Origin of the sequence: Enterobacter cloacae complex sp. IR5459 (assembly GCF_049238005.1) — a bacterium.
In the GTDB taxonomy this organism is placed as follows: domain Bacteria; phylum Pseudomonadota; class Gammaproteobacteria; order Enterobacterales; family Enterobacteriaceae; genus Enterobacter; species Enterobacter hormaechei_C.
Map to the genome: position 1 here is coordinate 1 of NZ_JBMKIG010000013.1, position 25458 is coordinate 25458.

The 25458-nt window shown below is 54.5% G+C and carries 21 protein-coding genes; 7 read left to right on the top strand and 14 right to left on the bottom strand.

The window, feature by feature from the left end; translation table 11 throughout:
• Positions 1-120 precede the first annotated feature (120 nt).
• Both mobB and mobA read right to left on the bottom strand, forming a co-directional pair.
• Complete coding sequence (gene mobB, locus ACOTX4_RS21465) at positions 121-624, bottom strand: molybdopterin-guanine dinucleotide biosynthesis protein MobB (RefSeq protein ID WP_003861899.1); 504 nt, start codon at positions 622-624, stop codon at positions 121-123.
• Positions 621-1205, bottom strand: coding sequence for a molybdenum cofactor guanylyltransferase MobA (mobA, locus tag ACOTX4_RS21470; RefSeq protein ID WP_003861901.1), 585 nt, complete (start codon positions 1203-1205; stop codon positions 621-623). The genes mobB and mobA overlap by 4 nt, the downstream gene beginning before the upstream one ends.
• Positions 1206-1273: 68 nt before the next feature.
• On the opposite strand from mobA, the gene ACOTX4_RS21475 reads away from it, so the two are divergent.
• From ACOTX4_RS21475 to dsbA, 3 genes are all read left to right on the top strand, one after another.
• The gene (locus ACOTX4_RS21475) at positions 1274-1543 is read left to right on the top strand and encodes a YihD family protein (RefSeq protein WP_003861904.1); all 270 of its coding nucleotides are present in this window, start codon (positions 1274-1276) and stop codon (positions 1541-1543) included.
• Between the two features lie 75 nt (positions 1544-1618).
• On the top strand, positions 1619-2605 hold the full coding sequence (locus ACOTX4_RS21480; RefSeq protein ID WP_003861905.1) for a serine/threonine protein kinase: 987 nt from the start codon (positions 1619-1621) through the stop codon (positions 2603-2605).
• Between the two features lie 27 nt (positions 2606-2632).
• Positions 2633-3256 carry a thiol:disulfide interchange protein DsbA gene (dsbA, locus tag ACOTX4_RS21485; RefSeq protein ID WP_003861908.1) on the top strand — a complete coding sequence of 208 codons (624 nt, stop codon included), beginning with the start codon at positions 2633-2635 and terminating at the stop codon, positions 3254-3256.
• 22 nt (positions 3257-3278) lie between these two features.
• On the opposite strand, the gene ACOTX4_RS21490 is transcribed toward dsbA, so the two are convergent.
• The gene (locus ACOTX4_RS21490) at positions 3279-4187 is read right to left on the bottom strand and encodes an acyltransferase (protein WP_003861910.1); all 909 of its coding nucleotides are present in this window, start codon (positions 4185-4187) and stop codon (positions 3279-3281) included.
• A 439-nt stretch (positions 4188-4626) separates the two neighbouring features.
• On the opposite strand from ACOTX4_RS21490, the gene polA reads away from it, so the two are divergent.
• Positions 4627-7419: a DNA polymerase I gene (polA, locus tag ACOTX4_RS21495; protein ID WP_045331505.1), complete on the top strand. Its 2793-nt coding sequence runs from the start codon at positions 4627-4629 to the stop codon at positions 7417-7419.
• 311 nt (positions 7420-7730) lie between these two features.
• On the opposite strand, the gene yihA is transcribed toward polA, so the two are convergent.
• Positions 7731-8360: a ribosome biogenesis GTP-binding protein YihA/YsxC gene (gene yihA / locus ACOTX4_RS21500; RefSeq protein ID WP_003861913.1), complete on the bottom strand. Its 630-nt coding sequence runs from the start codon at positions 8358-8360 to the stop codon at positions 7731-7733.
• 579 nt (positions 8361-8939) lie between these two features.
• On the opposite strand from yihA, the gene yihI reads away from it, so the two are divergent.
• Complete coding sequence (gene yihI / locus ACOTX4_RS21505; protein ID WP_014885763.1) at positions 8940-9455, top strand: Der GTPase-activating protein YihI; 516 nt, start codon at positions 8940-8942, stop codon at positions 9453-9455.
• Between the two features lie 188 nt (positions 9456-9643).
• Positions 9644-11017 carry an oxygen-independent coproporphyrinogen III oxidase gene (hemN, locus tag ACOTX4_RS21510; protein WP_023315061.1) on the top strand — a complete coding sequence of 458 codons (1374 nt, stop codon included), beginning with the start codon at positions 9644-9646 and terminating at the stop codon, positions 11015-11017.
• Between the two features lie 51 nt (positions 11018-11068).
• Here hemN and ACOTX4_RS21515 read toward each other — a convergent pair whose 3' ends face one another.
• From ACOTX4_RS21515 to glnA, 4 genes are all read right to left on the bottom strand, one after another.
• A complete protein-coding gene (locus ACOTX4_RS21515) occupies positions 11069-11179 on the bottom strand; it encodes a YshB family small membrane protein (protein ID WP_017382667.1) in 111 nt (36 codons plus the stop codon).
• Between the two features lie 110 nt (positions 11180-11289).
• Positions 11290-12702, bottom strand: coding sequence for a nitrogen regulation protein NR(I) (gene glnG, locus ACOTX4_RS21520; RefSeq protein ID WP_003861919.1), 1413 nt, complete (start codon positions 12700-12702; stop codon positions 11290-11292).
• A gap of 11 nt (positions 12703-12713) precedes the next feature.
• Positions 12714-13763, bottom strand: coding sequence for a nitrogen regulation protein NR(II) (gene glnL, locus ACOTX4_RS21525; RefSeq protein ID WP_003861923.1), 1050 nt, complete (start codon positions 13761-13763; stop codon positions 12714-12716).
• Between the two features lie 167 nt (positions 13764-13930).
• Positions 13931-15340, bottom strand: coding sequence for a glutamate--ammonia ligase (gene glnA, locus ACOTX4_RS21530; protein ID WP_003861925.1), 1410 nt, complete (start codon positions 15338-15340; stop codon positions 13931-13933).
• A gap of 377 nt (positions 15341-15717) precedes the next feature.
• Between glnA and typA the strand changes: the two genes are divergently transcribed.
• Entirely contained in the window at positions 15718-17541 is a 1824-nt protein-coding gene (gene typA, locus ACOTX4_RS21535) for a ribosome-dependent GTPase TypA (protein WP_003861927.1), read from the top strand.
• A 79-nt stretch (positions 17542-17620) separates the two neighbouring features.
• On the opposite strand, the gene ompL is transcribed toward typA, so the two are convergent.
• From ompL to yihT, 6 genes are all read right to left on the bottom strand, one after another.
• On the bottom strand, positions 17621-18307 hold the full coding sequence (gene ompL / locus ACOTX4_RS21540; protein ID WP_003861929.1) for a porin OmpL: 687 nt from the start codon (positions 18305-18307) through the stop codon (positions 17621-17623).
• Positions 18308-18381: 74 nt separating this feature from the next.
• Positions 18382-19806, bottom strand: a complete 1425-nt coding sequence (locus ACOTX4_RS21545) for an MFS transporter (RefSeq protein WP_045331508.1) — start codon at positions 19804-19806, stop codon at positions 18382-18384.
• Between the two features lie 43 nt (positions 19807-19849).
• The gene (locus ACOTX4_RS21550) at positions 19850-21232 is read right to left on the bottom strand and encodes an MFS transporter (RefSeq protein ID WP_022652084.1); all 1383 of its coding nucleotides are present in this window, start codon (positions 21230-21232) and stop codon (positions 19850-19852) included.
• A 45-nt stretch (positions 21233-21277) separates the two neighbouring features.
• Positions 21278-23302 (bottom strand): alpha-glucosidase, encoded by a 2025-nt coding sequence (locus ACOTX4_RS21555; protein ID WP_022652083.1) that lies wholly within the window; start codon positions 23300-23302, stop codon positions 21278-21280.
• Between the two features lie 16 nt (positions 23303-23318).
• Positions 23319-24560 (bottom strand): sulfoquinovose isomerase, encoded by a 1242-nt coding sequence (gene yihS, locus ACOTX4_RS21560; RefSeq protein ID WP_003861936.1) that lies wholly within the window; start codon positions 24558-24560, stop codon positions 23319-23321.
• A gap of 14 nt (positions 24561-24574) precedes the next feature.
• The gene (yihT, locus tag ACOTX4_RS21565) at positions 24575-25450 is read right to left on the bottom strand and encodes a sulfofructosephosphate aldolase (protein WP_045331509.1); all 876 of its coding nucleotides are present in this window, start codon (positions 25448-25450) and stop codon (positions 24575-24577) included.
• Positions 25451-25458 lie beyond the last annotated feature (8 nt).

The window sequence follows — 25458 nt, forward strand, 5'->3', positions numbered from 1 at the left end:
CATGTGAGAGTAGGGAACTGCCAGGCATCAAACAAGTGAAGAGGCCATCCGCAAGGATGGCCTTTTTGCGTTTGTTTGCTGAAAAACGGCAGGCCTTAAGAAGCCGTCACCCGGCAGATTTCAGACTGCACACCACGCCGAAATAAACGCTGCAATCCCCTCCACATTATTTAAATCCAGAACCGGTACTTTCAGCGTCAACGCAACGTCACTGGCCACGGCAATCACATGTTCATCCAGCGTTAACTCACTTACGTCATGTCCGGCATCGCTTCTGAATAGCAGGATCTTCGCAACAGCCTCATGCTTAAACCCCTCAACCAGCACCAGATCCAGCGTGGAGTGATCCATCCGGCTGACAAGATAAGCTAGATCCAGCGGTGCTTCATCCGGTGTTTCTGTCATTAACGCCCAGCGCTGGTTACTCGCCACCATCGTTTGTGCAGCGCCAGCCTTACGCAGCTCATAGCTATCTTTCCCCGGTTTATCGACATCCATGTTATGGTGCGTATGCTTAATCAATCCGGGACGAATGCCTTTGGCGCAAAGTGCAGGTATCAGTTTTTTTAGCAGCGAAGTTTTCCCGGTGCCACTCCAGGCTGAGATCGCTAATACGGGTATCATTTTCTCTCCTGCATCATCTGCAAATCTTCCGTCGTGTTTACATTCACAAACGCCGATTTCATGTCGCTGAAATCAACGGAATGCCCTCCGGACTGGCGCATAAATACCATGACGCGTCGCTCTCCTGCGGCCAGGTAATCTTCCAGCGCGGATATTAACGAGCGATTAATCAATGCGATCGTTGGATGGTCGCGTTCACCGTCGTGTACCCAGACGACGGGAGCACCACCGCGCCGCTGCACCAGACGTTCAACCAGACAGGACGGGATGAAGGGCGTATCACATGAACAAAAGAGAAACCACTCTCCGTACGACTGCTGCATAACAGAAAGCATTCCCGCCAGCGGACCGGGGTAGTCCATCAGGTTATCCTGATAAACCGGATACCCGCTGCGCTGATAAATATCAACATGTCGGTTAGCGCTGATCGCCATCGATGACACCTGATCTGCAAGCGTATCAGCAACATGCTGCCATAATGGTGTGTTGTTCAGGAGCTGAAGTCCCTTATCCTTTCCACCCATTCGCGTTGCCCTGCCCCCGGCCAGAACAACCCCGATGATTTCCTGGCATTGATTCACGAATATCGCCTCTTTTATTGTGGGATTGACCCTGCTAACGTGTCTCTCTAAATGAAAGGAGCACTACCATGAAATGTAAACGTCTTAATGAAGTCATTGAGCTTCTCCAGCCGGCCTGGCAAAAAGAGCCAGAGCTGAATCTGATGCAATTTTTACAGAAACTGGCGAAAGAGTCAGGTTTTGATGGCGAACTGGCGGACCTTTCTGACGACATCCTGATCTACCACCTGAAAATGCGTGACTCGGCTAAAGATGCTGTTATTCCTGGCATTCAGAAAGATTATGAAGAGGATTTTAAAACCGCATTACTGCGCGCCCGAGGCGTAATTAAAGAGTAAAAGCTTGTAAGCGGAGCCACCGAAATCGCCACAAGATGATATCCTGAATCATTCGTATAATTTCCGGATGATCGGATGAACGACCAGGCTTTTACTTTCCAGACACTACACCCGGATACCATTATGGATGCGCTGTTCGAGCAGGGTATTCGGGTGGATTCCGGGTTAACCGCTTTAAACAGCTACGAAAACCGTGTCTACCAATTTCAGGACGAAGAGCGCCAGCGCTTTGTCGTAAAGTTTTACCGTCCACAGCGCTGGTCCGCAGAACAAATTCAGGAAGAACATCAGTTTGCCCACGATCTACTGGATGATGATGTTCCCGTTGCGGCACCGATTAAATTCAATAACCAAACGCTGCTGACCCATCAGGGCTTTTACTACGCGGTATTTCCGAGCCTGGGCGGAAGACAGTTTGAGGCAGATAATATCGATCAGATGGAATGGGTTGCCCGCTATCTGGGGCGCATTCATCAGACGGGACGTAAAAAACCGTTTGTTGCCCGTCCGACGATTGGTGTTCAGGAATATCTTATTGAGCCGCGACAGGTATTCGAAACATCGGCGCTGATCCCGAATGCACTAAAGGATAATTTCCTCACGGCGACCGATAAGCTTATTGATGCTGTAAAAGCCTGCTGGCGGGATGATATTACTACTCTGCGCCTGCACGGTGACTGCCACGCCGGGAATATTCTCTGGCGCGATGGGCCGCTATTTGTCGATCTTGATGACGCACGTATGGGACCCGCGGTGCAGGATCTATGGATGCTACTCAACGGTGATAAAGCCGAGCAGCGCATGCAGCTTGAGACCATAATTGAAGCTTATGAAGAATTTATCCCCTTTAATTCAGACGAAATTGCCTTGATAGAGCCTTTACGTGCGATGCGATTTGTTTATTATCTCGCGTGGTTAATCAGGCGTTGGGAAGACCCGGCTTTTCCCCGAAATTTCCCCTGGCTTACCGGGGAGGATTACTGGCGCAACCAGATATCCACATTTACCGAGCAGGTTAAGGTTCTACAGGAACCCCCTTTGCAATTAACGCCGATGTATTAATTGGACACACCCAGGAGAGAGTTGATCATGAAAAAAATTTGGCTGGCGCTGGCTGGTATGATTCTGGCATTTAGCGCAACTGCTGCGCAGTTTACCGACGGCAAGCAGTACATTACGCTAGACAAGCCTGTTGCTGGCGAGCCTCAGGTGCTGGAGTTCTTCTCCTTCTACTGCCCGCACTGCTACGAGTTTGAGCAGGTACTTCATGTTTCTGACAACGTGAAGAAAAAGCTGCCGGAAGGCACCAAAATGACGAAATACCACGTTGAGTTCCTTGGCCCACTGGGCAAAGATCTGACTCAGGCATGGGCGGTCGCGATTGCGCTGGGTGTGGAAGATAAGATCACCGCGCCTATGTTTGAAGCCGTACAGAAAACCCAGACCGTACAAACTACGGCAGATATCCGTAAAGTGTTCGTAGATGCCGGTGTGAAAGGTGAAGACTACGACGCTGCCTGGAACAGTTTTGTGGTGAAATCTCTCGTGGCACAGCAGGAAAAAGCTGCCGCTGACTTCCAGTTGCAGGGCGTGCCGGCGATGTATGTTAACGGCAAATACCAGGTGAATATGCGTGGTATGGACACGACCAGCATGGATATCTTCGTACAACAGTACGCTGATACCGTGAAATACCTGGTTGAGAAAAAGTAACAACCATAAAGAAAAACGCCGGTCACTGACCGGCGTTTTTGTATGAAGATTTAATCTTCGCTATCTGCTCGTCTTTCTCTTTCCAGAGTGTATTAAGCCAAAGCTGGAAACGACGTTTGAAGTTTTTATCGTTGACGTAATCCCCGTGCAGTTCAGTATTGACGGGCACCAGATCAACGCGGACAACGATACGCGTCAGCCTGCCGCTGAGCATGTCGTAGAATGGCGTCCTGTCGTTTTCCGGATAGCAGAGCGTTACGTTCAACAATTTATCGAACTGCTCACCCAGCACGTTGAGCGCCATTGCGATGCCCGCAGCCTTTGGCGGCAACAGGTTCTGATAAGGAGAGCGAGTTTGCTGGCGCTTCTCTTCGGTAAAGCGCGATCCTTCGACGAAGTTAACAATGGTGGTGGGATGCGCGCGAAACTTCTCGCAAGAACGGCGCGTGGTTTCCACGTCCTTACCGCGGCGTTCCGGATGACGAATCAAATAGCTGCGTGAATAGCGTTTCATAAACGGCATATCCAGCGCCCAGCAGGCCAGACCAATGAAAGGCACCCAGGCCAGCTGCTGTTTCAGAAAGTATTTATTCATCGGAATGTGTTTGCGAAACAGTACGCACAATACAACAATGTCGGCCCAGCTGTGGTGATTGCAGATCAGCAGATACCAGTTCTTTTTGTTCAGCTTCTCCAGACCCTGAACGTCCCACTTCAGCCAGGGGTTCAGATGCAGCAGGATCGCCAGGCCTTCACACCAGCAGTACATCATAAAATTACAAAAAGCAGACACCGCGCGCCATACCGGAGGGACAGGCAGCAGGAGCTTAATTATTCCGGCAACGATGATTGGCACAGAACAGGCGATAGTAACCAGAATAGTTAAAATGACGCTTAATAATAATGTTATCGCAGCGAGTATTCTCGACATGATGAATTTTTTCAGATAGTTAGCTGTAATTGAGCAGCCGGCTATCCGGTGCTGGGCGCCGATCTTATCAGAAATTCGCTCAGACCAGGGCGCTTTCACACCAGGAGGCCGCGGCTTTTCCTGGCAGGCCTCGAATTTTTCCCTATAGACAAGGTGCTTAAGCCTTATATCCACATAGACTAAATAACCATCAGTGAGGTGTGATCTTAATTGATCTTGTATTAATTGTTTGATTTAAATAGATAAATAAGTTTTCAATATCACTTTTATGAAGCTGTTATTCACCTGTATTAAAAATATGCACAAACTTATCCACAGTTTTGTTTTGCGAGCGATCTTCCCGATCGCAAAATCTTTTTCTGTATAAAGCGCTAAAACCTGATGTTTTCATCCTTCTGTGGCATCCTTTACCCATAAATTCATAACAGGCACGGACATTATGGTTCAGATCCCAGAAAACCCACTTATACTCGTCGATGGCTCTTCTTACCTGTATCGGGCGTATCATGCGTTTCCTCCTCTGACCAACAGCGCAGGGGAACCTACCGGCGCAATGTACGGCGTGCTGAATATGCTGCGCAGCCTGATTCTGCAATACCACCCAACCCATGCGGCCGTGGTGTTTGATGCGAAGGGTAAAACCTTCCGCGATGAATTATTTGAGCATTACAAATCACACCGTCCCCCTATGCCTGACGATCTGCGTGCGCAGATTGAACCGCTGCACGCTATGGTGAAAGCGATGGGGCTGCCACTGCTGGCGGTCTCTGGCGTTGAAGCTGACGACGTTATTGGTACCCTGGCGCGCGAAGCGGAAAAAGCAGGCCGCCCGGTTCTGATCAGTACCGGTGATAAAGACATGGCGCAGCTGGTAACGCCAGGGATTACGCTGATCAACACCATGACAAACACCATTCTTGGCCCGGAAGAAGTGGTCGCCAAATATGGTGTGCCGCCAGAGCTCATTATTGATTTCCTCGCCCTGATGGGCGATTCCTCGGATAACATTCCTGGCGTGCCGGGCGTGGGTGAAAAAACAGCTCAGGCGCTGCTGCAAGGGCTGGGCGGGCTGGATACGCTGTATGCAGAGTCCGACAAAATTGCCGGTCTTACCTTCCGTGGCGCAAAAACCATGGCCGGAAAGCTCGCCGATAACAAAGAGGTGGCTTATCTCTCCTATCAGTTGGCCACCATCAAAACTGACGTAGAGCTGGAGCTTACCTGCGAGCAGCTGGAAGTGCAGGAACCCGCCGCCGACGAACTGCTTGGTCTGTTCAGAAAATACGAATTTAAACGCTGGACCGCGGATGTTGAAGCCGGTAAATGGCTTCAGGCGAAAGGGGCTAAATCTGCGGCGAAGCCGAAAGAGACCATCGTTGTCGATGCCGTAGAGCAGGCAGAAGAAGAGGCGATAGCGCTCTCCTTCGACAACTATGAAACCATCCTGGAAGAGTCACGGCTCGTCGCCTGGATTGAAAAGCTAAAAAAAGCGCCAGTATTTGCTTTCGATACCGAAACGGACAGCCTTGATAACATTACGGCTAATATGGTGGGTCTGTCATTCGCGACGGAGCCGGGTGTTGCCGCCTATGTTCCGGTTGCTCACGACTATCTGGATGCGCCGGAGCAAATCTCCCGCGAGCGCGCCTTAGAACTACTGAAGCCGATTCTGGAAGACGAGAAAGCGCTGAAGGTCGGGCAAAACCTGAAGTATGACCGCGGTATTCTGCAAAACTACGGCATTGAGCTGCGTGGTATCGCTTTTGACACCATGCTTGAATCTTACATTCTGGACAGCGTGGCGGGCCGCCATGATATGGATTCCTTATCCGATCGTTGGCTGAAACACAAAACCATCACCTTTGAAGAAATTGCCGGTAAGGGTAAAAATCAGCTGACCTTTAACCAGATCGCGCTGGAAGAAGCAGGCCGCTACGCCGCGGAAGACGCTGACGTCACGCTACAGCTGCATCTCAAAATGTGGCCGAAATTGCAGAAGCACGAAGGGCCGCTGAATGTGTTCCGGAACATTGAGATGCCGCTGGTGCCTGTGCTGTCCCGCATTGAGCGCAATGGCGTTAAAATCGACCCAACGGTGCTGCATAACCACTCTGGTGAGCTGGCGCAGCGCCTGACCGAGCTTGAACAGAAGGCGCATGAGCTTGCTGGCGAGGCATTTAACCTGTCGTCACCGAAACAGCTGCAAACCATCCTGTTTGAAAAACAGGGCATCAAGCCGCTGAAGAAAACCCCAGGCGGCGCTCCTTCAACGTCTGAAGAGGTGCTGGAAGAGCTGGCGCTGGACTATCCGCTGCCAAAAGTTATTCTGCAATACCGCGGCCTGGCTAAGCTGAAATCGACCTATACCGACAAACTGCCGTTGATGATCAACCCGAAAACGGGCCGCGTGCACACCTCCTATCACCAGGCTGTGGCGGCGACCGGGCGACTTTCGTCAACCGATCCTAACCTTCAGAACATTCCGGTGCGTAATGAAGAGGGCCGCCGTATTCGCCAGGCTTTCATTGCGCCAGAGGATTACCTGATTGTCTCCGCGGACTATTCGCAAATCGAACTGCGTATTATGGCGCACCTGTCACGCGACAAAGGCCTGCTGACGGCCTTTGCCGAAGGGAAGGACATCCACCGGGCAACCGCTGCCGAAGTGTTTGGGCTGCCGCTGGAGAGCGTGACAAACGAGCAGCGTCGTAGTGCAAAAGCGATCAACTTCGGTCTGATTTACGGCATGAGTGCCTTTGGTCTTTCACGCCAGCTCAATATTCCGCGTAAAGAGTCGCAGAAGTATATGGATCTCTACTTCGAGCGGTATCCGGGCGTGCTGGAATATATGGAACGTACCCGCGCGCAGGCGAAAGAGAAAGGCTACGTTGAAACGCTGGATGGCCGTCGTCTCTACCTTCCGGACATCAAATCCAGCAACGCCGCGCGCCGCGCGGGTGCTGAACGTGCTGCGATTAACGCCCCTATGCAGGGCACTGCGGCGGACATCATTAAACGCGCAATGATCGCCGTCGATGCCTGGTTGGAAAAAGAGAAGCCGCGCGTGAAAATGATCATGCAGGTACACGATGAACTGGTCTTTGAAGTTCATAAAGACGATCTGGCGACGGTCTCTCAGAAGATCCATGAACTGATGGAAAACAGCATGAAGCTGGACGTTCCGTTGCTGGTGGAAGTGGGTAGCGGCGAAAACTGGGATCAGGCTCACTAAGGGTTAACGGAATAACGCGCGTTTTATGTAAGTAAGCAACATAAGTACGCGCGTTTTGTGACGATCATTAGAATTCCCTATGTAAAGAATGAAAAAAAACTACAAAAAGTGCTTTGTCCAGCGATAAAAAAAGAGTAGAGTTAACGACGTAGGGTACAGAGGTAAGATGTTCTATCTTTCAGACCTTTTACTTCACGTAATCGGATTTGGCTGAATATTTTAGCCGCCCCAGTCAGTAATGACTGGGGCGTTTTTTATTGCGGCAAAGAAAGTTTCAGGCGAAAAAAGCGCGGTCATCGCCGCGCCTGTTATTACTCTGCTTCCGCTTCTGTCGCCGGTTCCAGATCGTTAAACCAGCTGTCGAGCTTCTGACGCAGTTTATCCACGCCCTGCTTTTTCAGCGAGGAGAACGGTTCAACCTGTACATCACCGTTGAATGCCAGCACCGCTTCACGAACCTTATTCACCTGTGCCTTGCGCGCGCCGCTCGCCAGCTTATCCGCTTTTGTCAGCAGTACCAGCACCGCAATATCGCTTGCCACCGCCCAGTCAATCATCTGCTGGTCGAGATCTTTCAGCGGATGACGAATATCCATCAGCACCACCAGGCCTTTCAGACACATGCGTTTTTCCAGGTATTCACCCAGCGCACGCTGCCATTTGATCTTCATCTCTTCCGGTACCTGCGCGTAACCGTAGCCCGGTAAATCGACCAGGCGTTTGCCTTCAGCCACTTCAAACAGGTTAATCAGTTGTGTACGGCCAGGTGTTTTTGAGGTACGCGCCAGGTTTTTCTGATTGGTCAGCGTATTCAGGGCACTGGATTTTCCCGCATTGGAGCGGCCAGCAAATGCCACTTCAATCCCTGTGTCTGAGGGCAGGTGGCGAATATCGGGCGCACTGGTGACAAAATGCGTCTGTTGGTAGTTCCAGGTAGTCACGTGGTCGTCTCCAAAAATCGTAATCTGCGGGGATTATACCTGAATGCGGGCAAAAGGCTTTTCCCTTCGTCATTGACATGTAAGTGAAAGCCCTGCGAAATGTAAGAGATTTGCCCTTAAGCGTATGAGAAATTTAAGAGAAATCGCAGGGGCTAAAAAACTCAAGATATTAAAATTCAAAGAGTTATTAATGAGTAATTATCTGAAAATCCGGTTTTGTACCTTTTCGTTGCTTGTTAGTTTAAAGGAACAAGGTAAAGTGTGTGCTACGGCGAGGATGCCAACAGGATAACGACTTAAGGATAAGGGTCAGGAGCGCCAGGAGGCGAAGACTCAGGATTGTCAGGATGACCGGCGCCTGGAGGCGTTTTTAACAGGAAACGGAACCGTATCACGGACGGTAGTAGCCAAGGGATAAACAGGGTTTGTTGCAGGCAAACAGGGAATGTCTGACCCGTTAAGGGTTGTGAGTCAGGAAAAAAGGCGACAGATTGCTCTGTCGCCTTTTTTCTTTGCTTGCTTTCTGCTAGATTTCGCCGCAATTCTATACTGAAGAAAACGACTTAAAGATAAAACATCATGAAAAAACCGACCTCCGCTGCGGGCGCGAAACGCCCTGCAAAAGCACGCCGCAAAACGCGCGAAGAACTGAATCAGGAAGCGCGCGATCGCAAACGCGATAAAAAACATCGTGGCCATGCTGCGGGTAGCCGTGCTAACGGTGGCGGTGCCGCAGGCGCTTCTGCAAAAGGCAAACAGCAGAAAGATCCTCGTATCGGCAGTAAAACTCCCATTCCACTGGGCGTGACAGACACCCCGGTCACTAAGCAGCACAAACCAAAGAGCGAGAAACCTATGCTTTCACCGCAGGCTGAGCTGGATTTGCTGGAGAACGATGAGCGCCTGGACGCGCTGCTGGAACGTCTTGAAGAGGGTGAAACCTTGACCGCCGAAGAGCAGTCATGGGTGGATGCCAAACTGGATCGCATCGACGAGCTGATGCAGAAGCTGGGTCTGTCTTACGATGACGAAGACGACGAAGAAGAAGACGAAAAGCAGGAAGATATGATGCGTCTTCTGAAGGGTGGAAACTAACATTTGCACCCGGCAGGTACACTCGTCCTGCTTATAACCCTTCCGGTTATATGTTATCTGGTGTGGTTATTCGTTAAACTACGGCGGTTGTCGCGGCGACAGAAGTGGCTGCGCACCCGAATGATGGCCCGCAACGGGACCAGAACGGGCCGCCGTATACGAACGCGACACCAACGGAAGGAGTGAGCATGTCTGTACCATCTATCGACTGGGATTTGGCCCTGATCCAGAAATATAACTATTCCGGGCCGCGTTATACCTCATACCCCACCGCGCTGGAGTTTTCTGACGCTTTCGGCGAGGCGGATTTTCAGCATGCTGTGGTGCGCTATCCCGAGCGCCCGCTGTCGCTCTACGTCCATATTCCATTCTGCCATAAGCTCTGCTACTTCTGCGGCTGCAATAAAATCGTTACCCGCCAGCAGCACAAAGCCGATCAATACCTCGATGCGCTCGAACAGGAAATTCTGCACCGCGCACCGCTGTTTAAAGGGCGTCACGTTAGCCAGCTTCACTGGGGCGGTGGTACGCCAACCTATCTGAATAAAGCGCAGATCAGCCGCCTGATGGCGCTGCTGCGCGACAATTTCAGTTTTAACGACGACGCCGAAATTTCGATCGAGGTCGATCCACGTGAAATCGAGCTGGATGTGCTGGATCATTTACGCGCTGAAGGCTTCAACCGCCTGAGTATGGGCGTACAGGACTTCAATAAAGAAGTACAGCGCCTGGTAAACCGCGAGCAGGACGAAGCGTTTATCTTTGCCTTACTCAACCATGCGCGTGAAATCGGCTTTACCTCAACGAATATAGACCTGATTTACGGCCTGCCGAAGCAGACGCCGGAGAGCTTCGCCTACACGCTTAAACGCGTGGCTGAGCTTAACCCGGACCGTCTGAGCGTCTTTAATTACGCGCACCTGCCGACGCTGTTCGCCGCTCAGCGCAAAATCAAAGATGCGGATCTGCCTTCCGCCCAGCAGAAGCTAGACATTTTGCAGGAGACCATCGCCTCGCTGACCGAAACCGGCTATCAGTTTATCGGGATGGATCACTTTGCCCGCCCTGACGACGAACTGGCAATTGCCCAGCGCGAAGGTGTTCTCCACCGTAACTTCCAGGGTTACACCACCCAGGGCGATACCGATCTGCTCGGAATGGGCGTCTCCGCCATTAGCATGATTGGCGACTGCTACGCTCAGAACCAGAAAGAGCTGAAGCTGTACTACCAGCAGGTTGATGAAACGGGTAACGCATTGTGGCGCGGCATTGCGTTAACGCGTGACGACTGCATCCGTCGTGATGTGATTAAGGCGCTTATCTGCAACTTCCGTCTCGAATTCCGCGAGGTGGAGTCGCAATGGGATCTGCAATTCAGCGATTACTTTGCCGAAGACCTGAAACTCCTTGCGCCGCTGGCGAAGGACGGGCTGGTGGATGTGTCGGAAAGCGCGGTGGTCGTCACGCCGAAAGGACGTCTGTTGATTCGTAATATCTGCATGTGCTTCGATGCCTATCTGCGTCAGAAGGCGCGTTTACAGCAGTTCTCGCGGGTGATTTAAGTTGAAAAGCCGGGTAAGCGAAGCGCCACCCGGCTTTTCATCAACAGCTCGTTAGCTAAACAGCCCAACCAGCGCCGCACACAGCACCGCCGCAACGGCAGTTTGTGGCGTGTGGCTTTCTGCTGCTCCGCTCGAAAGCAAAGTCACTAATGATTCCAGCATGATGCTCCCCCCTGTTTCCGGGCACGATCATACAAAACTCATCGGAACAGTAAAGCGCAAAATAACGGCACTTTGCGCTCAATTAGTAACCTTTACACAGCGGAGTAAGATCACTCCATTCCCAGCTCTTTCAGCTTGCGCGTCAGGGTGTTTCGACCCCATCCCAACAGGCGAGCCGCTTCCTGTTTGTGGCCCTGGGTATGACGAAGCGCGGTAGTTAACAGCGTGCGCTCCATCTCAGGCTGCGCTTCGGAGAGCAGATTTTGATGACCGGAACGCAGCGCGCGATCTGCCCACTGCGCCAGCAGCGTCGCCCAGCTGTCCGGCAGCGCATGTCCGGCGGTGCTTTCGGGCACGGTGGCTTCAAACAGCTCGGCGGGGAGATCCTGAATCAACACTTCCTGTCCGGCGGCCATCACGGTCAGCCAGCGACAGGTGTTTTCCAGCTGACGCACGTTGCCAGGCCACGCCAGACGGGTGAGGGCGGCATCCGTTTCCGGATGAAGCTGCTTGGCTTCCACGCCCAGCTCGCGGGCCGCCACTTGCAGGAAATGGCGCGCCAGACGCGGGATATCTTCCCGACGCTCGCGCAGCGGCGGCAGGTGGACACGGATCACGTTCAGACGATGGAATAAATCCTCACGGAATTTCCCCTCCTGCACGCGCAGCTCCAGGTTCTGGTGCGTCGCGGCAATAATACGCACGTCCACCTTCACCGGCGCATACCCGCCCACGCGGTAAAACTGGCCATCTGCCAGCACGCGCAGCAGTCGGGTCTGAACATCCAGCGGCATATCGCCGATTTCATCCAGGAAAAGCGTGCCGCCGTCAGCCTGTTCAAAGCGTCCCTGACGAATGGTATTGGCTCCGGTAAACGCCCCTTTTTCGTGGCCGAACAGCTCAGATTCAATTAAATCCTTAGGGATCGCTGCCATGTTCAGGGCGATAAAGGGGGCTTTCGCCCGCGGGCTGTGGCGATGCAGGGCGTGTGCAACCAGCTCTTTACCGGTCCCTGATTCACCGTTAATCAAGACGCTGATAGACGAGCGCGACAGACGCCCGATGATGCGAAACACGTCCTGCATGGCCGGCGCTTCACCGATGATGTCCGTCGTAGGCCCGAAATCCGGCGCGTGGCGGGGCTGCTGTTGCTCCTGATAGTGGCTGATGGCGCGTTCGACCAGGGCAACGGCTTCGTCGATATCAAACGGTTTTGGCAGATAATCAAACGCCCCCTGCTGGTAGGCGCTAACGGCGGCATCCAGGTCGGAGTGGGCGGTCATTATGATGACCGGAAGCATGGGGTGGCGCTGTTTGATCTGCTTTAAGAGCGCCAGTCCGTCCATGCCCGGCATGCGAATATCCGAGAGCAGAACGTCCGGCGTTTTGGTGGTGAGTGCGTCGAGCACCTCGCTGCCGCTCTCAAACGTCGTGCAGCTTAATCCCGCTCCTGTGAGTGCGCGTTCAAGCACCCAACGGATGGAGCTATCGTCATCGACTACCCAGACTATCCCTCGTTGCATAAACGTCACCTTTATTTTTTAATCGGCAGGAAAACCGAAAACTCGGTATGTCCCGGCCAACTGGTAAATTCAATTTTGCCGGAGTGTTGGTCAATCAAATTACGGGCTATGGATAACCCCAGCCCGGTGCCGCCTTCGCGACCGCTGACCATCGGGTAGAACAGAGTGTCCTGGAGATGCGGCGGGATCCCCGGCCCGTTATCTTCCACATCAATACGTGCCGCCAGACGATAACGCACGCCGTGCAGCGTCAGCTGGAACGCGGTGCGGGTACGCAGAATAATTTCGCCACCCTCCGGGCCCAGCGCCTGCAACGCGTTACGCACAATGTTCAACAGCACCTGTTCAATCTGGTCCGGATCGTGCGCCAGCTCCGGCAGGCTTGGGTCGTAATCACGCACCAGCGTGACGTTATCCGGCAGCTCCATAGAGACGAGTTTCACCACCCGCTCCGCGACCTTGTGAATGCTTTCTGAAACATGCATCCCCGGCTGCTGTGGCCCGAGCAGGCGATCGACCAGATTACGCAGACGGTCCGCCTGCTCAATAATGACGTTGGTATACTCCGCCAGGGCAGGGTCAGGCAGCGCTTTGGTCAAAAGCTGTGCCGCACCGCGTAAGCCGCCCAGCGGGTTTTTGATCTCATGGGCCAGCCCGCGCACCAGGTCGCGCGCCGCAATCTGCTGCGCATGCTGAAGCTGCTCCTGGCTGAGACGACGTTGGTTATCCATCGGCGCCATTTCCAGCAGAATCATGCCATCTGGCAGGCGCTGTGCGGTGAGGGACAAAATATGCGAGCGTCCGTCAATCACCAGCGTCACTTCGTTATCGGTGAAGCCCTGACCCGCCTGCAAACTCTCCTGCATCAGACCAATATTCAGCGAGAAATAGCTCAGCAGTTCCGGCAGCGGCGTGCCAAACAGTTTTCGGGCGCTTTGGGCGAGCAGCTGTTGCGCCGCCGGGTTGGCGTAATGCACCGCCAGCTCGTCGTCGACCAGCAAAATACTGTTAATCAAAGAATTGAGGATCTGCCCAGCATCGGGCAGCGTGCCAGTTGCCATTCAGCAGTCTCCTGGAGTCGTTGCACTATTTTAGTGCAGTATAGCGTTTTAGAGGTAAAAAGCGCGTGAGATCAGGTTGTTGGTGGAGAAAAAAGCCCATCCGAAGATGGGCTAAAGTTTCCACGGCAACTACTCCCGACGCGTATGCGCCGGGTAAAACAAAACAATTAAACGCTGTAGTACAGTTCAAACTCAACCGGGTGCGGCGTCATGCGAACGCGGTCGTTTTCTTCGGTACGCAGCGCGATGTAAGCGTCGATAGCTTCATCGGTGAACACGCCGCCAGCGGTCAGGAACTCGCGGTCTGCGTCCAGCGCTTGCAGGGCTTCTTCCAGAGAGCCGGCAACCTGTGGGATCTCTTTCGCTTCTTCTGGCGGCAGGTCGTACAGGTTTTTGTCCATGGCTTCGCCCGGGTGGATCTTGTTCTTGATACCGTCCAGACCGGCCATCAGCAGTGCTGCGAAGCACAGGTATGGGTTAGCCGCCGGGTCCGGGAAGCGCACTTCGATACGACGCGCTTTCGGAGACGCAACCACCGGGATACGGATAGAAGCAGAACGGTTACGGGCAGAGTACGCCAGCATCACGGGTGCTTCGTAGCCTGGAACCAGACGCTTGTAGGAGTTCGTGGTCGGGTTCGCCAGGGCGTTGATCGCTTTAGCGTGTTTGATAACACCGCCGATGTAGTGCAGCGCCTGCTCAGACAGACCCGCATACTTGTCACCAGAGAACAGGTTGGTGCCGTTCTTGGACAGGGACATGTGGCAGTGCATGCCGGAACCGTTGTCGCCAAACATTGGTTTTGGCATGAAGGTCGCGGTTTTACCGAAACGGTGCGCAACGTTGTGTACAACGTATTTGTAGATCTGAATCTCATCCGCTTTTTTGGTCATGGTGTTGAAGCGGGTAGCGATCTCGTTCTGGCCAGCCGTTGCCACTTCGTGGTGGTGCGCTTCAACAACCAGGCCCATCTCTTCCATGATCAGACACATGGTAGAACGGATGTCCTGTGAAGAATCGACCGGAGGAACCGGGAAGTAACCGCCTTTCACGCCCGGACGGTGACCTTTGTTACCACCTTCGTACTTGGTGGAAGAGTTCCATGCGCCTTCGATGTCATCGATAGCGACGTGGGAGCCAGAAATGGAAGCGCCAAAACGGATGTCGTCGAACAGGAAGAACTCTGGCTCTGGCCCGAACAGAACGGTGTCTGCGATGCCGGTAGAGCGCAGGTACTCTTCAGCGCGTTTTGCGATGGAGCGTGGGTCACGGTCATAGCCTTGCAGCGTGCCAGGTTCCAGAATATCGCAGCGGATGATCAGCGTAGGTTCTTCGTAGAACGGGTCAATGAGCGCAGTGGTTGCATCTGGCATCAGAACCATGTCGGATTCGTTAATGCCTTTCCAGCCGCCAATGGAGGAGCCGTCAAACATTTTGCCTTCTTCAAAGAATTCGGCGTTCACCTGATGAGCAGGGATCGTGACGTGCTGTTCTTTACCTTTGGTATCGGTGAAGCGCAGATCAACAAACTTCACTTCATGTTCGTTCAGCATCGTCAAAACGTGTTCAGCGGACATACTTAACTCTCCAGATTGGTCATTGTCGTCGTGGTAACGAGGTCTTCAAATCGGCTGGGCTGCCATATTTTTACTGTATTTCTGTAAAGCGAAATCTGTGCCAACTTTTAAAACACCCCAAAAAGGCGTTATCATGCGCACCATAGTGCAGAAGGGCTGCACCACATTGGATTTGTTGCACCATTATAGTGCTTCTGTGTGAACATCGAGCACCATATTGGTGCAATTTACGTTAAAGTGCCCTTTTACCGCTCCGTGAAAGCGATCACAAAGCATCTCTGCAATACTTGTTTGCGGGGGATGTTTGTGATCCTGTTTTGTAGTGCGATTAATCCGTGTACAATAACGCGCTATTTCTAAATGCCTGAGGCAAAGTTGTGATCGAAAAATTGCGTAATATCGCCATCATCGCGCACGTCGACCATGGTAAAACTACCCTGGTTGATAAGCTGCTACAGCAGTCCGGTACGTTTGATGCTCGTGCCGAAACTCAAGAGCGTGTGATGGACTCCAACGATTTGGAGAAAGAGCGTGGGATTACCATCCTCGCCAAAAACACCGCTATCAAATGGAATGACTACCGTATCAACATCGTTGATACCCCAGGGCACGCCGACTTCGGTGGTGAAGTTGAGCGCGTGATGTCCATGGTGGATTCCGTGCTGCTGGTGGTTGACGCATTTGATGGCCCTATGCCGCAAACGCGCTTCGTGACCAAAAAAGCATTTGCCCACGGCCTGAAACCTATCGTTGTGATCAACAAGGTTGACCGTCCTGGCGCGCGTCCTGACTGGGTTGTTGACCAGGTCTTCGACCTGTTCGTTAACCTCGACGCGACCGACGAACAGCTGGACTTCCCTATCGTTTATGCGTCTGCGCTGAACGGTATCGCCGGTCTGGATCACGAAGACATGGCGGAAGACATGACTCCGCTGTACCAGACGATTGTTGACCGCGTTCCTGCGCCAAACGTTGACCTGGAAGGCACCCTGCAAATGCAGATCTCTCAGCTCGACTACAACAACTATGTTGGCGTAATCGGCATTGGTCGTATCAAGCGCGGTAAAGTGAAGCCTAACCAGCAGGTCACTATCATCGATAGCGAAGGGAAAACCCGTAACGGTAAAGTCGGTAAAGTGCTGACTCACCTGGGTCTTGAGCGTATCGAGAGCGACATCGCTGAAGCGGGCGACATCATCGCTATCACCGGTCTGGGTGAACTGAACATCTCCGACACCATCTGCGATCCGCAGAACGTCGAAGCGCTGCCAGCCCTGTCCGTTGATGAACCAACCGTATCCATGTTCTTCAACGTCAACACCTCTCCGTTCTGTGGTAAAGAAGGTAAGTTCGTTACCTCTCGTCAGATCCTTGACCGCCTGAACAAAGAGCTGGTGCACAACGTTGCGCTGCGCGTTGAAGAAACCGAAGACGCTGATGCATTCCGCGTTTCGGGTCGTGGTGAGCTGCACCTGTCTGTTCTGATTGAGAACATGCGTCGTGAAGGTTTCGAGATGGCGGTTTCCCGTCCGAAAGTTATCTTCCGCGAAATCGATGGCCGTAAACAAGAGCCGTTCGAAAACGTAACGCTGGACGTTGAAGAGCAGCACCAGGGTTCTGTGATGCAGGCACTGGGTGAGCGTAAAGGCGACCTGAAAAACATGAATCCAGATGGCAAAGGCCGCGTACGTCTCGACTACGTGATCCCAAGCCGTGGCCTGATCGGCTTCCGTTCTGAGTTCATGACCATGACTTCCGGTACCGGTCTGCTGTACTCCACCTTCAGCCACTACGACGACGTTCGTCCGGGCGAAGTGGGCCAGCGTAACAACGGCGTGCTGATCTCCAACGGTCAGGGTAAAGCGGTTGCGTTTGCGCTGTTCGGTTTGCAGGATCGCGGTAAGCTGTTCCTGGGTCATGGTGCTGAAGTTTACGAAGGCCAGATCATCGGTATTCACAGCCGTTCTAACGACCTGACGGTAAACTGCCTGACCGGTAAGAAACTGACCAACATGCGTGCGTCCGGTACTGACGAAGCAACGGTTCTGGTTCCACCGATCAAGATGACGCTGGAGCAGGCTCTGGAATTCATCGATGATGACGAACTGGTCGAAGTGACGCCTCAGTCAATTCGTATCCGTAAACGTCACCTGACTGAGAACGATCGTAAACGTGCAATGCGCGGTGCGAAAGAAGACTAATTCGGTTATGCCGTAGGCCGGGTAAGCGCATGCGCCACCCGGCAACGAAAAAGCCGCTGAGCGATCAGCGGCTTTTTTATTAGAACGAATACCGTAACCCTAAACGGATCCGGTACTGCTCCCGGTTGTAATCATTCCATCGGTCCAGCCACTGTAGCTCAAGATACGGCAGCCAGTTTCTGTCGATTTTATAGCTGAACTTGTTAGTAATTTCCCAGTGATGATCTTTGCCATTTTTGCTGTGGTAATCATTCACCCGCTGGAAAAAGTGCGGCTCAAATGTGTAGAAAAACGCATCCGTCACTTTGAAATTCCAGTAGTTGGCGAATTCATGCGTGTCGTTCTTATCCATCTGCCCGTTATAGTCCGGCGTATCGTAATTGTTATGGTTATAGCGATAGCGGAACGTCAGATTAAACCAGTCCGTAAATTTATAGTTAGTATCTAAATAAACCGCGCCACCTGATCCTGCGCTGCTGTCATTAATCAAGCCGCCGGGCTGGAAGGTCAGTTTGTCGGTCGGTTTGAAGAGTGGATACCACCCCTCAATTTCGTTATAGCTGTGCTTCAGTTCGTCCCATTTCCCCACGTTATAAGCGTTGGTGAACATCAGTCCCGCGCCCATATCGAAGTTATAGCCCGCACGCAGGATCACTTCGTGCAGCTCAGAGGCGGTGTTGTAGGCTTCGCGCGTTTCGACATAGGCCCCGGCAAAAACCGGGCAGGACACAGACGACACGATCAGTACGGTGATGATTCTTTTCATAATTTGTCCATGTATCAGGTACAGAAAGGCCTCCCTCCTGATAAACAGGAAGGACATACTGGCCGGATTTATTGTTATAAAGTGACTGCTGACGCTTTATTGTTGGTGGTTATCTCAGGGGTATTCGCGGTCTGTTTTTTCCGTTTTCCAATCTCCTCGATAATAAAGGCGAAGCGCGCTTCGTTGAGTTTATAAAATAGCCCCATGGTCACGGCGGCAACGATCGCCAGGCCGCACGGCCAGAGGAAAATAAGCTGACGCAACCCAAGCAGCGTGCCCGCGCTCTGCACGGCATGGGGAACGTAGCCAATCTGGGTCAGCATAATACCGGGCAGAAAACCGGCGAGCGCGGCGGAGATTTTGCGTGAGAAGGTATAGCCGGTATACACCGACCCTTCGGCGCGTATCCCGGTTTTCCACTCGCCGTAATCAACCGTATCCGGCACCAGCGCCCAGTTCAGGCTGTTCACAAACGCGGTGCCGAAAAAGGCCATGCAGGAAAAGAGCACGAACAGCAGGGAACTGGTCCCCCAGACGAAGTTCAGCACGTCGCCCACCGCCCACAGCGTCAGCCCGCCCAGATAGACCGGTTTCTTGCCAAAGCGCTTCACCGCGCCAGGCACCAGAAACACGCCAATCAGAATGCAGCCCATGCTGAAAAAGCCCATCCACGACAGGAGATGCACATCGTTCAGCACGTACTGGGTGTAATAGACCTGAATCGCCAGCTTGATGTTAAACGCGGCGAGGGTACATAGGTTGGCGATGCACAGCACCAGCAGCGGCGGGTTACGGAAAATCGCGCAGAACGATTTCAGAATGCCGGGCTTATGGTGATCGGGCGTAAGCTCGACGTAGCGCTCTTTCACCCCGCTGTAGCACCACCACATGCAGAACAGCCCCCCGGTGACAAACACCAGCGCGGCCACCAGATAGCCGAGTGAGGGCTGGCTGACGAACAGCGCCTGGATCGGCATAAAGCCGACGGTGCAGAGCAACAGCCCTACCGTTGCGCCGCCCTGACGCCACGCCGCAAGCTGCGCGCGCTCGTTCGGGTTTTTGGTGATGGCCGGAACCATTGCACCGTAGGCACAGTTCATCAGGCTGTAGCAGAGGCCAAACATCATGAAGAGCACGGTGGCGAGGGCCGTTTTCACCGTCAGGCTAAAGTCGTTGGCCATAAACTGCGCCGTGGCCACCAGCGCCACAGGAACGGAGGCGTAGAGAATGAATGGCCGGAATTTCCCCCGCGCGCCGATGTTACGCCGGGAGTCCAGCAGCACCCCGGTCAGCATGTCGGTAAACGCGGTGAAAAACTTCGCGACGAGGAAAATAATGCCGCCATAGAACGCCGGCATGCCCAGTTCATCGGTGTAAAACTTCAGCAGATACAGCGTGCCAATACACAGCATCAGGTTCGAGCCAAAATCACCCATCCCGTAGGCGCACTTCTCTCGCAGGCTCAATTTCAGGGTTAACGGATCAGTATTATGTGTCATGGTCGATCCTCAAAGCGCCCCGCAGGGCGCTCAATCACGTCATTTATGCCGTACGTTTGCGCAGTTCGATCTCTTCGACGATGCGCACATACATCTTCTCGTTGAGGTTGTAGAAGCAGCCCATCGCCACGATGGTGATGACCGCCAGCAGGCTCGGGTAGATAAATATCAGCTGCCGCAGCCCTTCAACCGTCCCGGCGGACTGCACCACGTTGGGCACATAGCCGATCTGGGTGAGCATGATCCCCGGGAAGAAGCCCGCCAGCGCCTGCGAGACCTTACGGAAGAAAGTAAAGCCGGTGTAGACCGTCCCTTCGGAGCGCACGCCGGTGCGCCACTCGCCGTACTCCACGGTATCGGATACCAGCGCCCAGTTCAGGCTGTTCACAAACGCGGAGCCGAAGAACGCCAGGCAGGAGAACGCCACAAAGCTCACCGAGCCGCCGCCGAAGAAGTAGTTAAGCAGATCGCCCGCCACCCAAATCACCAGCCCGCTGATGTAGACCTTTTTCTTGCCGAAGCGCCGCACCGCGCCGGGCATCATAAAGACGCCGATAAAAATACAGCCCATGCTGAAGAAGCCCATATACGACAGCAGGATCGGGTCGTTCAGCACGTACTGCGTGTAGTAGACCTGAATGGCGAGCTTAACGTTAAAGGCGCCCAGCGTGCACAGGTTAGCGATGCACAGGATAAACAGCGGACGGTTCCCGGCGATGGCGCGAAACGACTGCAACAGCCCCGGTTTCTGCGCCGGGTTAGCAGGCTGCGTCTCGACGTAACGCTCGGTTACGCCCTTATAGCACCACCACATAAAGAACAGCCCGAACAGCGAGAAGAGGGTGGCGGCAAAGATGTAGCCAAGCTGGTCGTTGCCCTCAATCAGGTTCATCACCGGGACAAAGCCCACCGTACAGAGCAGCAGACCCAGCGTGGCGCCGCCCTGGCGCCAGGCGGCCAGCGAAGCACGCTCGTCCGGGTTTTTGGTAATGGCGGGCACCATCGCGCCGTAGGAGCAATTCATCATGCTGAAGAACAGGCCGTACAGCATGAACAGCACCGTCGCCATCACCGTTTTACCGGTGATTTCAAACGGTGTGCCGACGAAGTTGGCAATCGCCAGCAACGTTACCGGGAAGGCTGCATACAGCACAAACGGGCGGAATTTCCCTTTCGGGCCGATCTTGCGCCGGGAATCGAGCATGATCCCGGTGCCCATATCGGTGAAGGCGGTAAAAAACTTCGCAATCAGGAAGATAATCCCGCCGTAGGTGCCCGGCAGCCCCAGCACGTCGGTGTAGAACTTCAGCAGATACAGCGTGCCGATATCAAGCAGGATGTTAGAGCCGAGATCGCCCATCCCGTAGGCGAGTTTTTCTTTAAACGGCAGGCGCAGGGTTGCCGGATCAGAAGTATGTTGACTCATTATTGTTCTCCGTCTGCCCGCAGGTTTTCCCGCGGGCGAGCCTTATCAGATATGACGTAAGGTGCTAAACAGATCAGCCCATTCGCTTTGCTGGCGATAGAAGACCGGCGGTTTGCCGAGCGGGGCATCAACGGTGATGTCACCGCCCTGGCAGGTTTCTCCGGTCCACGCATTGACCCAGGTGTCCTGCGGCAGATAGAGCGACCAGTCGCGGCGTCCCTCTTCATGGACCGGCGCCACCAGCAGATCGCGGCCAAACAGATACTGGTATTTCAGCGTGTAGGCGCGCGCGTCGTCCTCGTAGTGCAGGAAAAGCGGACGCATCACCGGCAGGCCGCTTTTCGCGTTCTGCGCAACCGCAGCTTTGATATACGGCTTCAGGGTGGTGAAGACGGTGGTCATGCGCGCGAAGTGGGCGATGGTTTCCGCGTCGCCGTCGAACTGCCAGTTATCGCCAGGGCGGTTGCCCTCGTGGGTACGCATCATCGGCGTAAAGGCGCTGAAATCACACCAGCGCAGCAGCAGCTCTTTGCTGCGCTTCATCTCGAAGAGCGTCGTATAGCCGCCAATGTCGCTGTGGTGCAGGCCGTGCCCGGTCATCGCCAGCGACAGCGCCGCCGGTACGACGGAAGCCAGACCGTCGTCCAGGCTCCAGTCGACGTTCTGATCCCCCGCCCACATCATCACCGAGTGCTTCTGGCTACCGGTGTAGCCTGCGCGCATGAAGAACAGGATCTCCCCGAGCTTGCCGGTCTCCTCCAGCGCTTCGTAGTTACATTTCGCCCACAGGGCAGGCCAGGCGTTATGCATGATCTCCGCGCTCACGCCGTTGTGCAGGAAGGTATCGGTCGGCAGGTACTCCCCGAAATCGGCCATCCAGCCGCCGCAGCCCAGTTCGATCAGGTTCTTTTTAATGACCTCTTTGTACCAGTCGTAGGCTGCCGGGTTGGTCAGGTCGATAACGCCCGCGTAGAACTCGCCGAACTCGACGTGGTAGTCCTTGCCGTCGGCGTTTTTGGTCAGATAGCCGCGTTTCGCGGCCTCTTCGCAGAGATCTTTATCGCTGGCGACGTACGGGTTGATATAGGAGAGGAACTGCACGCCTTCTTCTTTCCACTGCGCAATCCGCGCATCAAGCTGCGGATAGAGCGCGCTGTTCCACTTCCAGTTCCACATTACGCGTTTGCCGAAGGAGGTCATGCGGATGCCGGACCAGTCCTGCGCCCAGATGCCGTTCACCTTTACGCCGCCGTTACGCATGGTGTCGAGCTTCTGCTGGCACACCTCGGTGCCGCCCTGGATGCCCAGCGTCACGCCGTCGTACACCCAGTCCGGCAGCTCCGGCTGGCGTCCCAGCAGGCCGGTCAGTTTTTCCAGCAGATCGACGTACGTTTCCGCACATTCGAAGCGCAGCGTGGCGTTATCTTCCCAGAACGCCAGCTCGTGGAAGTCAGGGGCGCTGAAGTCAAAGTTCATGTAGCAGCTGTTATCCACGTGGCAGTAGTACTTCTGGGTGCTCACGAAGGTGGGCTGCGGGAAGAAGGTCCAGTAGTAGTCACCGCCTGCGTTCTCTTTGCAGTCGGCCTGCCAGGTGACATAGGTCTGCTTGTTGCGGCCCACGCCCTGCTCGCTGGTCCACAGCGGGAACGGCTTGCCGCGCAAATCGAAGTACGAGAACTGCTCGCCGCAGCCGTAAATATGATCTTCTGGCTGCGCCGCCAGCCGCAGCCAGATGCGGTTATGGCCGGGAGCATCATTTTTCAGTTTCAGCTCCAGACGGCCTTCCGCATCCACGCCCACCAGCAGCGTGGCGCTTACCGCATCGCCGCGGGTAAAGCGGATTGCCCAGCCCGCGCTTTGCTGCGTAACGGTCGCGTTCGTCAGGGCAATCTTTTCGTTGAGCTTGTCTTTGATGCTGAAGTTGCCGCGAAACATCTCGATATCCGCCTCACCTGCGCCAATCCACAGGCAAGGGGCATCCGCGGTGTGGGATAAAATCAGACGGTCCTGCCAGCGCAGGGTGAAGCCACTTTCGTTATTTTTCAGGTCAATATTGTGTAGGGTACGCATAAAAACTCCGTCTTAATTATTTGGCCTGGCTATCCAGTAATCCGGCGGCGACGGCAGGCGCTAAGCCCGGCGCCAGCGGCAGGCGGGGGATCACCAGGCAGTGCAGCAGATGGTAAATATCCTGCTTGCCGTCCCAGACTTTGGTGGTCACTTCGTTATTGGTGTCCAGCTCCTGCCACCAGGATCCGTTTTCGTAATCCATCAGATACTTGATGCAGTAATCCCACCATTTCTGATACCAGGCTTCGTACTGCGCCTCGCCGGTCACGGTATAGAGGGCATAGGCCGTGCCCATCGCCTCGACGATTGGCCAGCGCACGCGTTCGCGCACGATTGGCTTGCCGTCCCAGCCCACGGAGTAGACAAAGCCGTCCGCCCCGTCGGGTGCCCAGGCGTCGCGGATGGTGGCGTGGAACAGTCCTTTCGCATCTTCCAGCAGCCACTCCGGCGGGGTTTCAAAGCGCGCTTCCAGGGCGGCGCGCAGGTGCAGCATCAGGCGGCCCCACTCAATCCAGTGCCCAGGCGTGCCGCCATAGGCGCGGAAGCGGTGGGCGGGGTTATCGATGTTATAGTCGCGGATCGGGTTCCAGTTGGTGTCAAAATGCTCGTTAACGCGGTACTCCCCTTTGCGCGCCACGTCGTGAATAATCACCGAGGCGATGCGCAGGGCGCGGTCGAGCCATTTGCGGTCGTGGGTCACGTCATAAACGATGAGGAAAGCTTCCACGGCGTGCATGTTGGCGTTACCGCCGCGATAGTCTTCCGTTTTGCTGAAGGCTTCGTCCCAGGACTCCAGGCACATCTGCTCCTGTTCGCTCCAGAAGTAGCGCTCAATCACCTCGATGGCGTCGTCCAGCAACTTGCGTGCCTGCGGATGGCCGGTGGTGACGGCGCTCGCCGCGCCCAGCAGAACGAAGAAATGCTGATAGCCCTGCTTGGACGCATCAATCACGCCTTCATCGTTTACGCAGGCGTACCAGCCGCCGTGCTGCTTGTCGCGCAGCGGACCGTTCAGGGCATTAATGCCGTGCTCAACCAGGGCGTACGCGCCGGGGCGCCCCATGTTCGCCGCCACCGCGTACACATGCAGCATGCGGGCGGTGATCCACAGATGTGTGCCCATATCGCTACGCACCTGCCCGTTATTGCCCAGCCAGCCAAAGCCGGTCGGTACGGCGGCGTTTTTACCGAAATCGAGAATGCGGTCGGTCTCTTGTTCGAGCCAGCGGTTATGGCTCAGGGTGTTAAACCATTTCATGTTCGGATCCTTTCTTAACGGCGAGCCATCATTTCGTCGACGATCTCACCCAGACGCTGAAGTTTTGGTACGGAAATATCACGCAGCATCAGCTCGGTGTCCGGCAGGCCAATCACAGAGGACCAGACGGCGCGACCGGCTAAAAAGCCCGATGCCCCCGCCTGCATCGCCACGCTCACCGCGCGCGGGAATAACTTATCGTCAACGCCGGACGAGAGGATCACCCACGGCATGGCGATGTTCTCGTTAAGCTTTTGCGAGGCCGCCAGCAGCTCTTGCTGCGTGCCCTTGCCAAACAGTGGCATCTCCACTTTGTAGAGGTCGGCACCGCTGTCGCCCAGCTCTTTGGCCGCGTCGATAATCGCCTGTTCGCGGTTAAACGCGGCACCGCGACGCGGTGGACGCACCACCGGCTCGATAATGCTCAGCAGACCGTTATCGTGGCACAGCGTATTGAACGCTTTCACCATCTCCAGGCGCTGCTGCGGATCTTCATCGCTGCGCCACAGCACCAGCAGCTTCAGTGCTTTGCCGCCATCGCGCTTGACCGCCTGCGCGTCGACGTTCTTGTCGATCGCCACGCTGTCGACCGGAATACCGTTCCCCGGGATAAATTCGTCGGCGGCCACAATCATCGCGCAGCTTTTGGCCACGGCCTGCTGCCCGACAATCTGGCGATAGCAGAACTGCTGGTCGACAAGGATCGCAGAGGCGTACGGCGACAGAATTTTTGCCGCGTTGACTTTAAAATCCGTCAGGTGCTGGTCGGTTACCGGTACCGGCGCGCCTGCCGCCGCAAACATCAGGCGCATCGCTTCGCGCTGATCCACGGCCAGCATCGCAAAACCGCCGGAAGGTCGGGTGATATCTTTCAGGGTGTACATCGTCATTCCTCAGT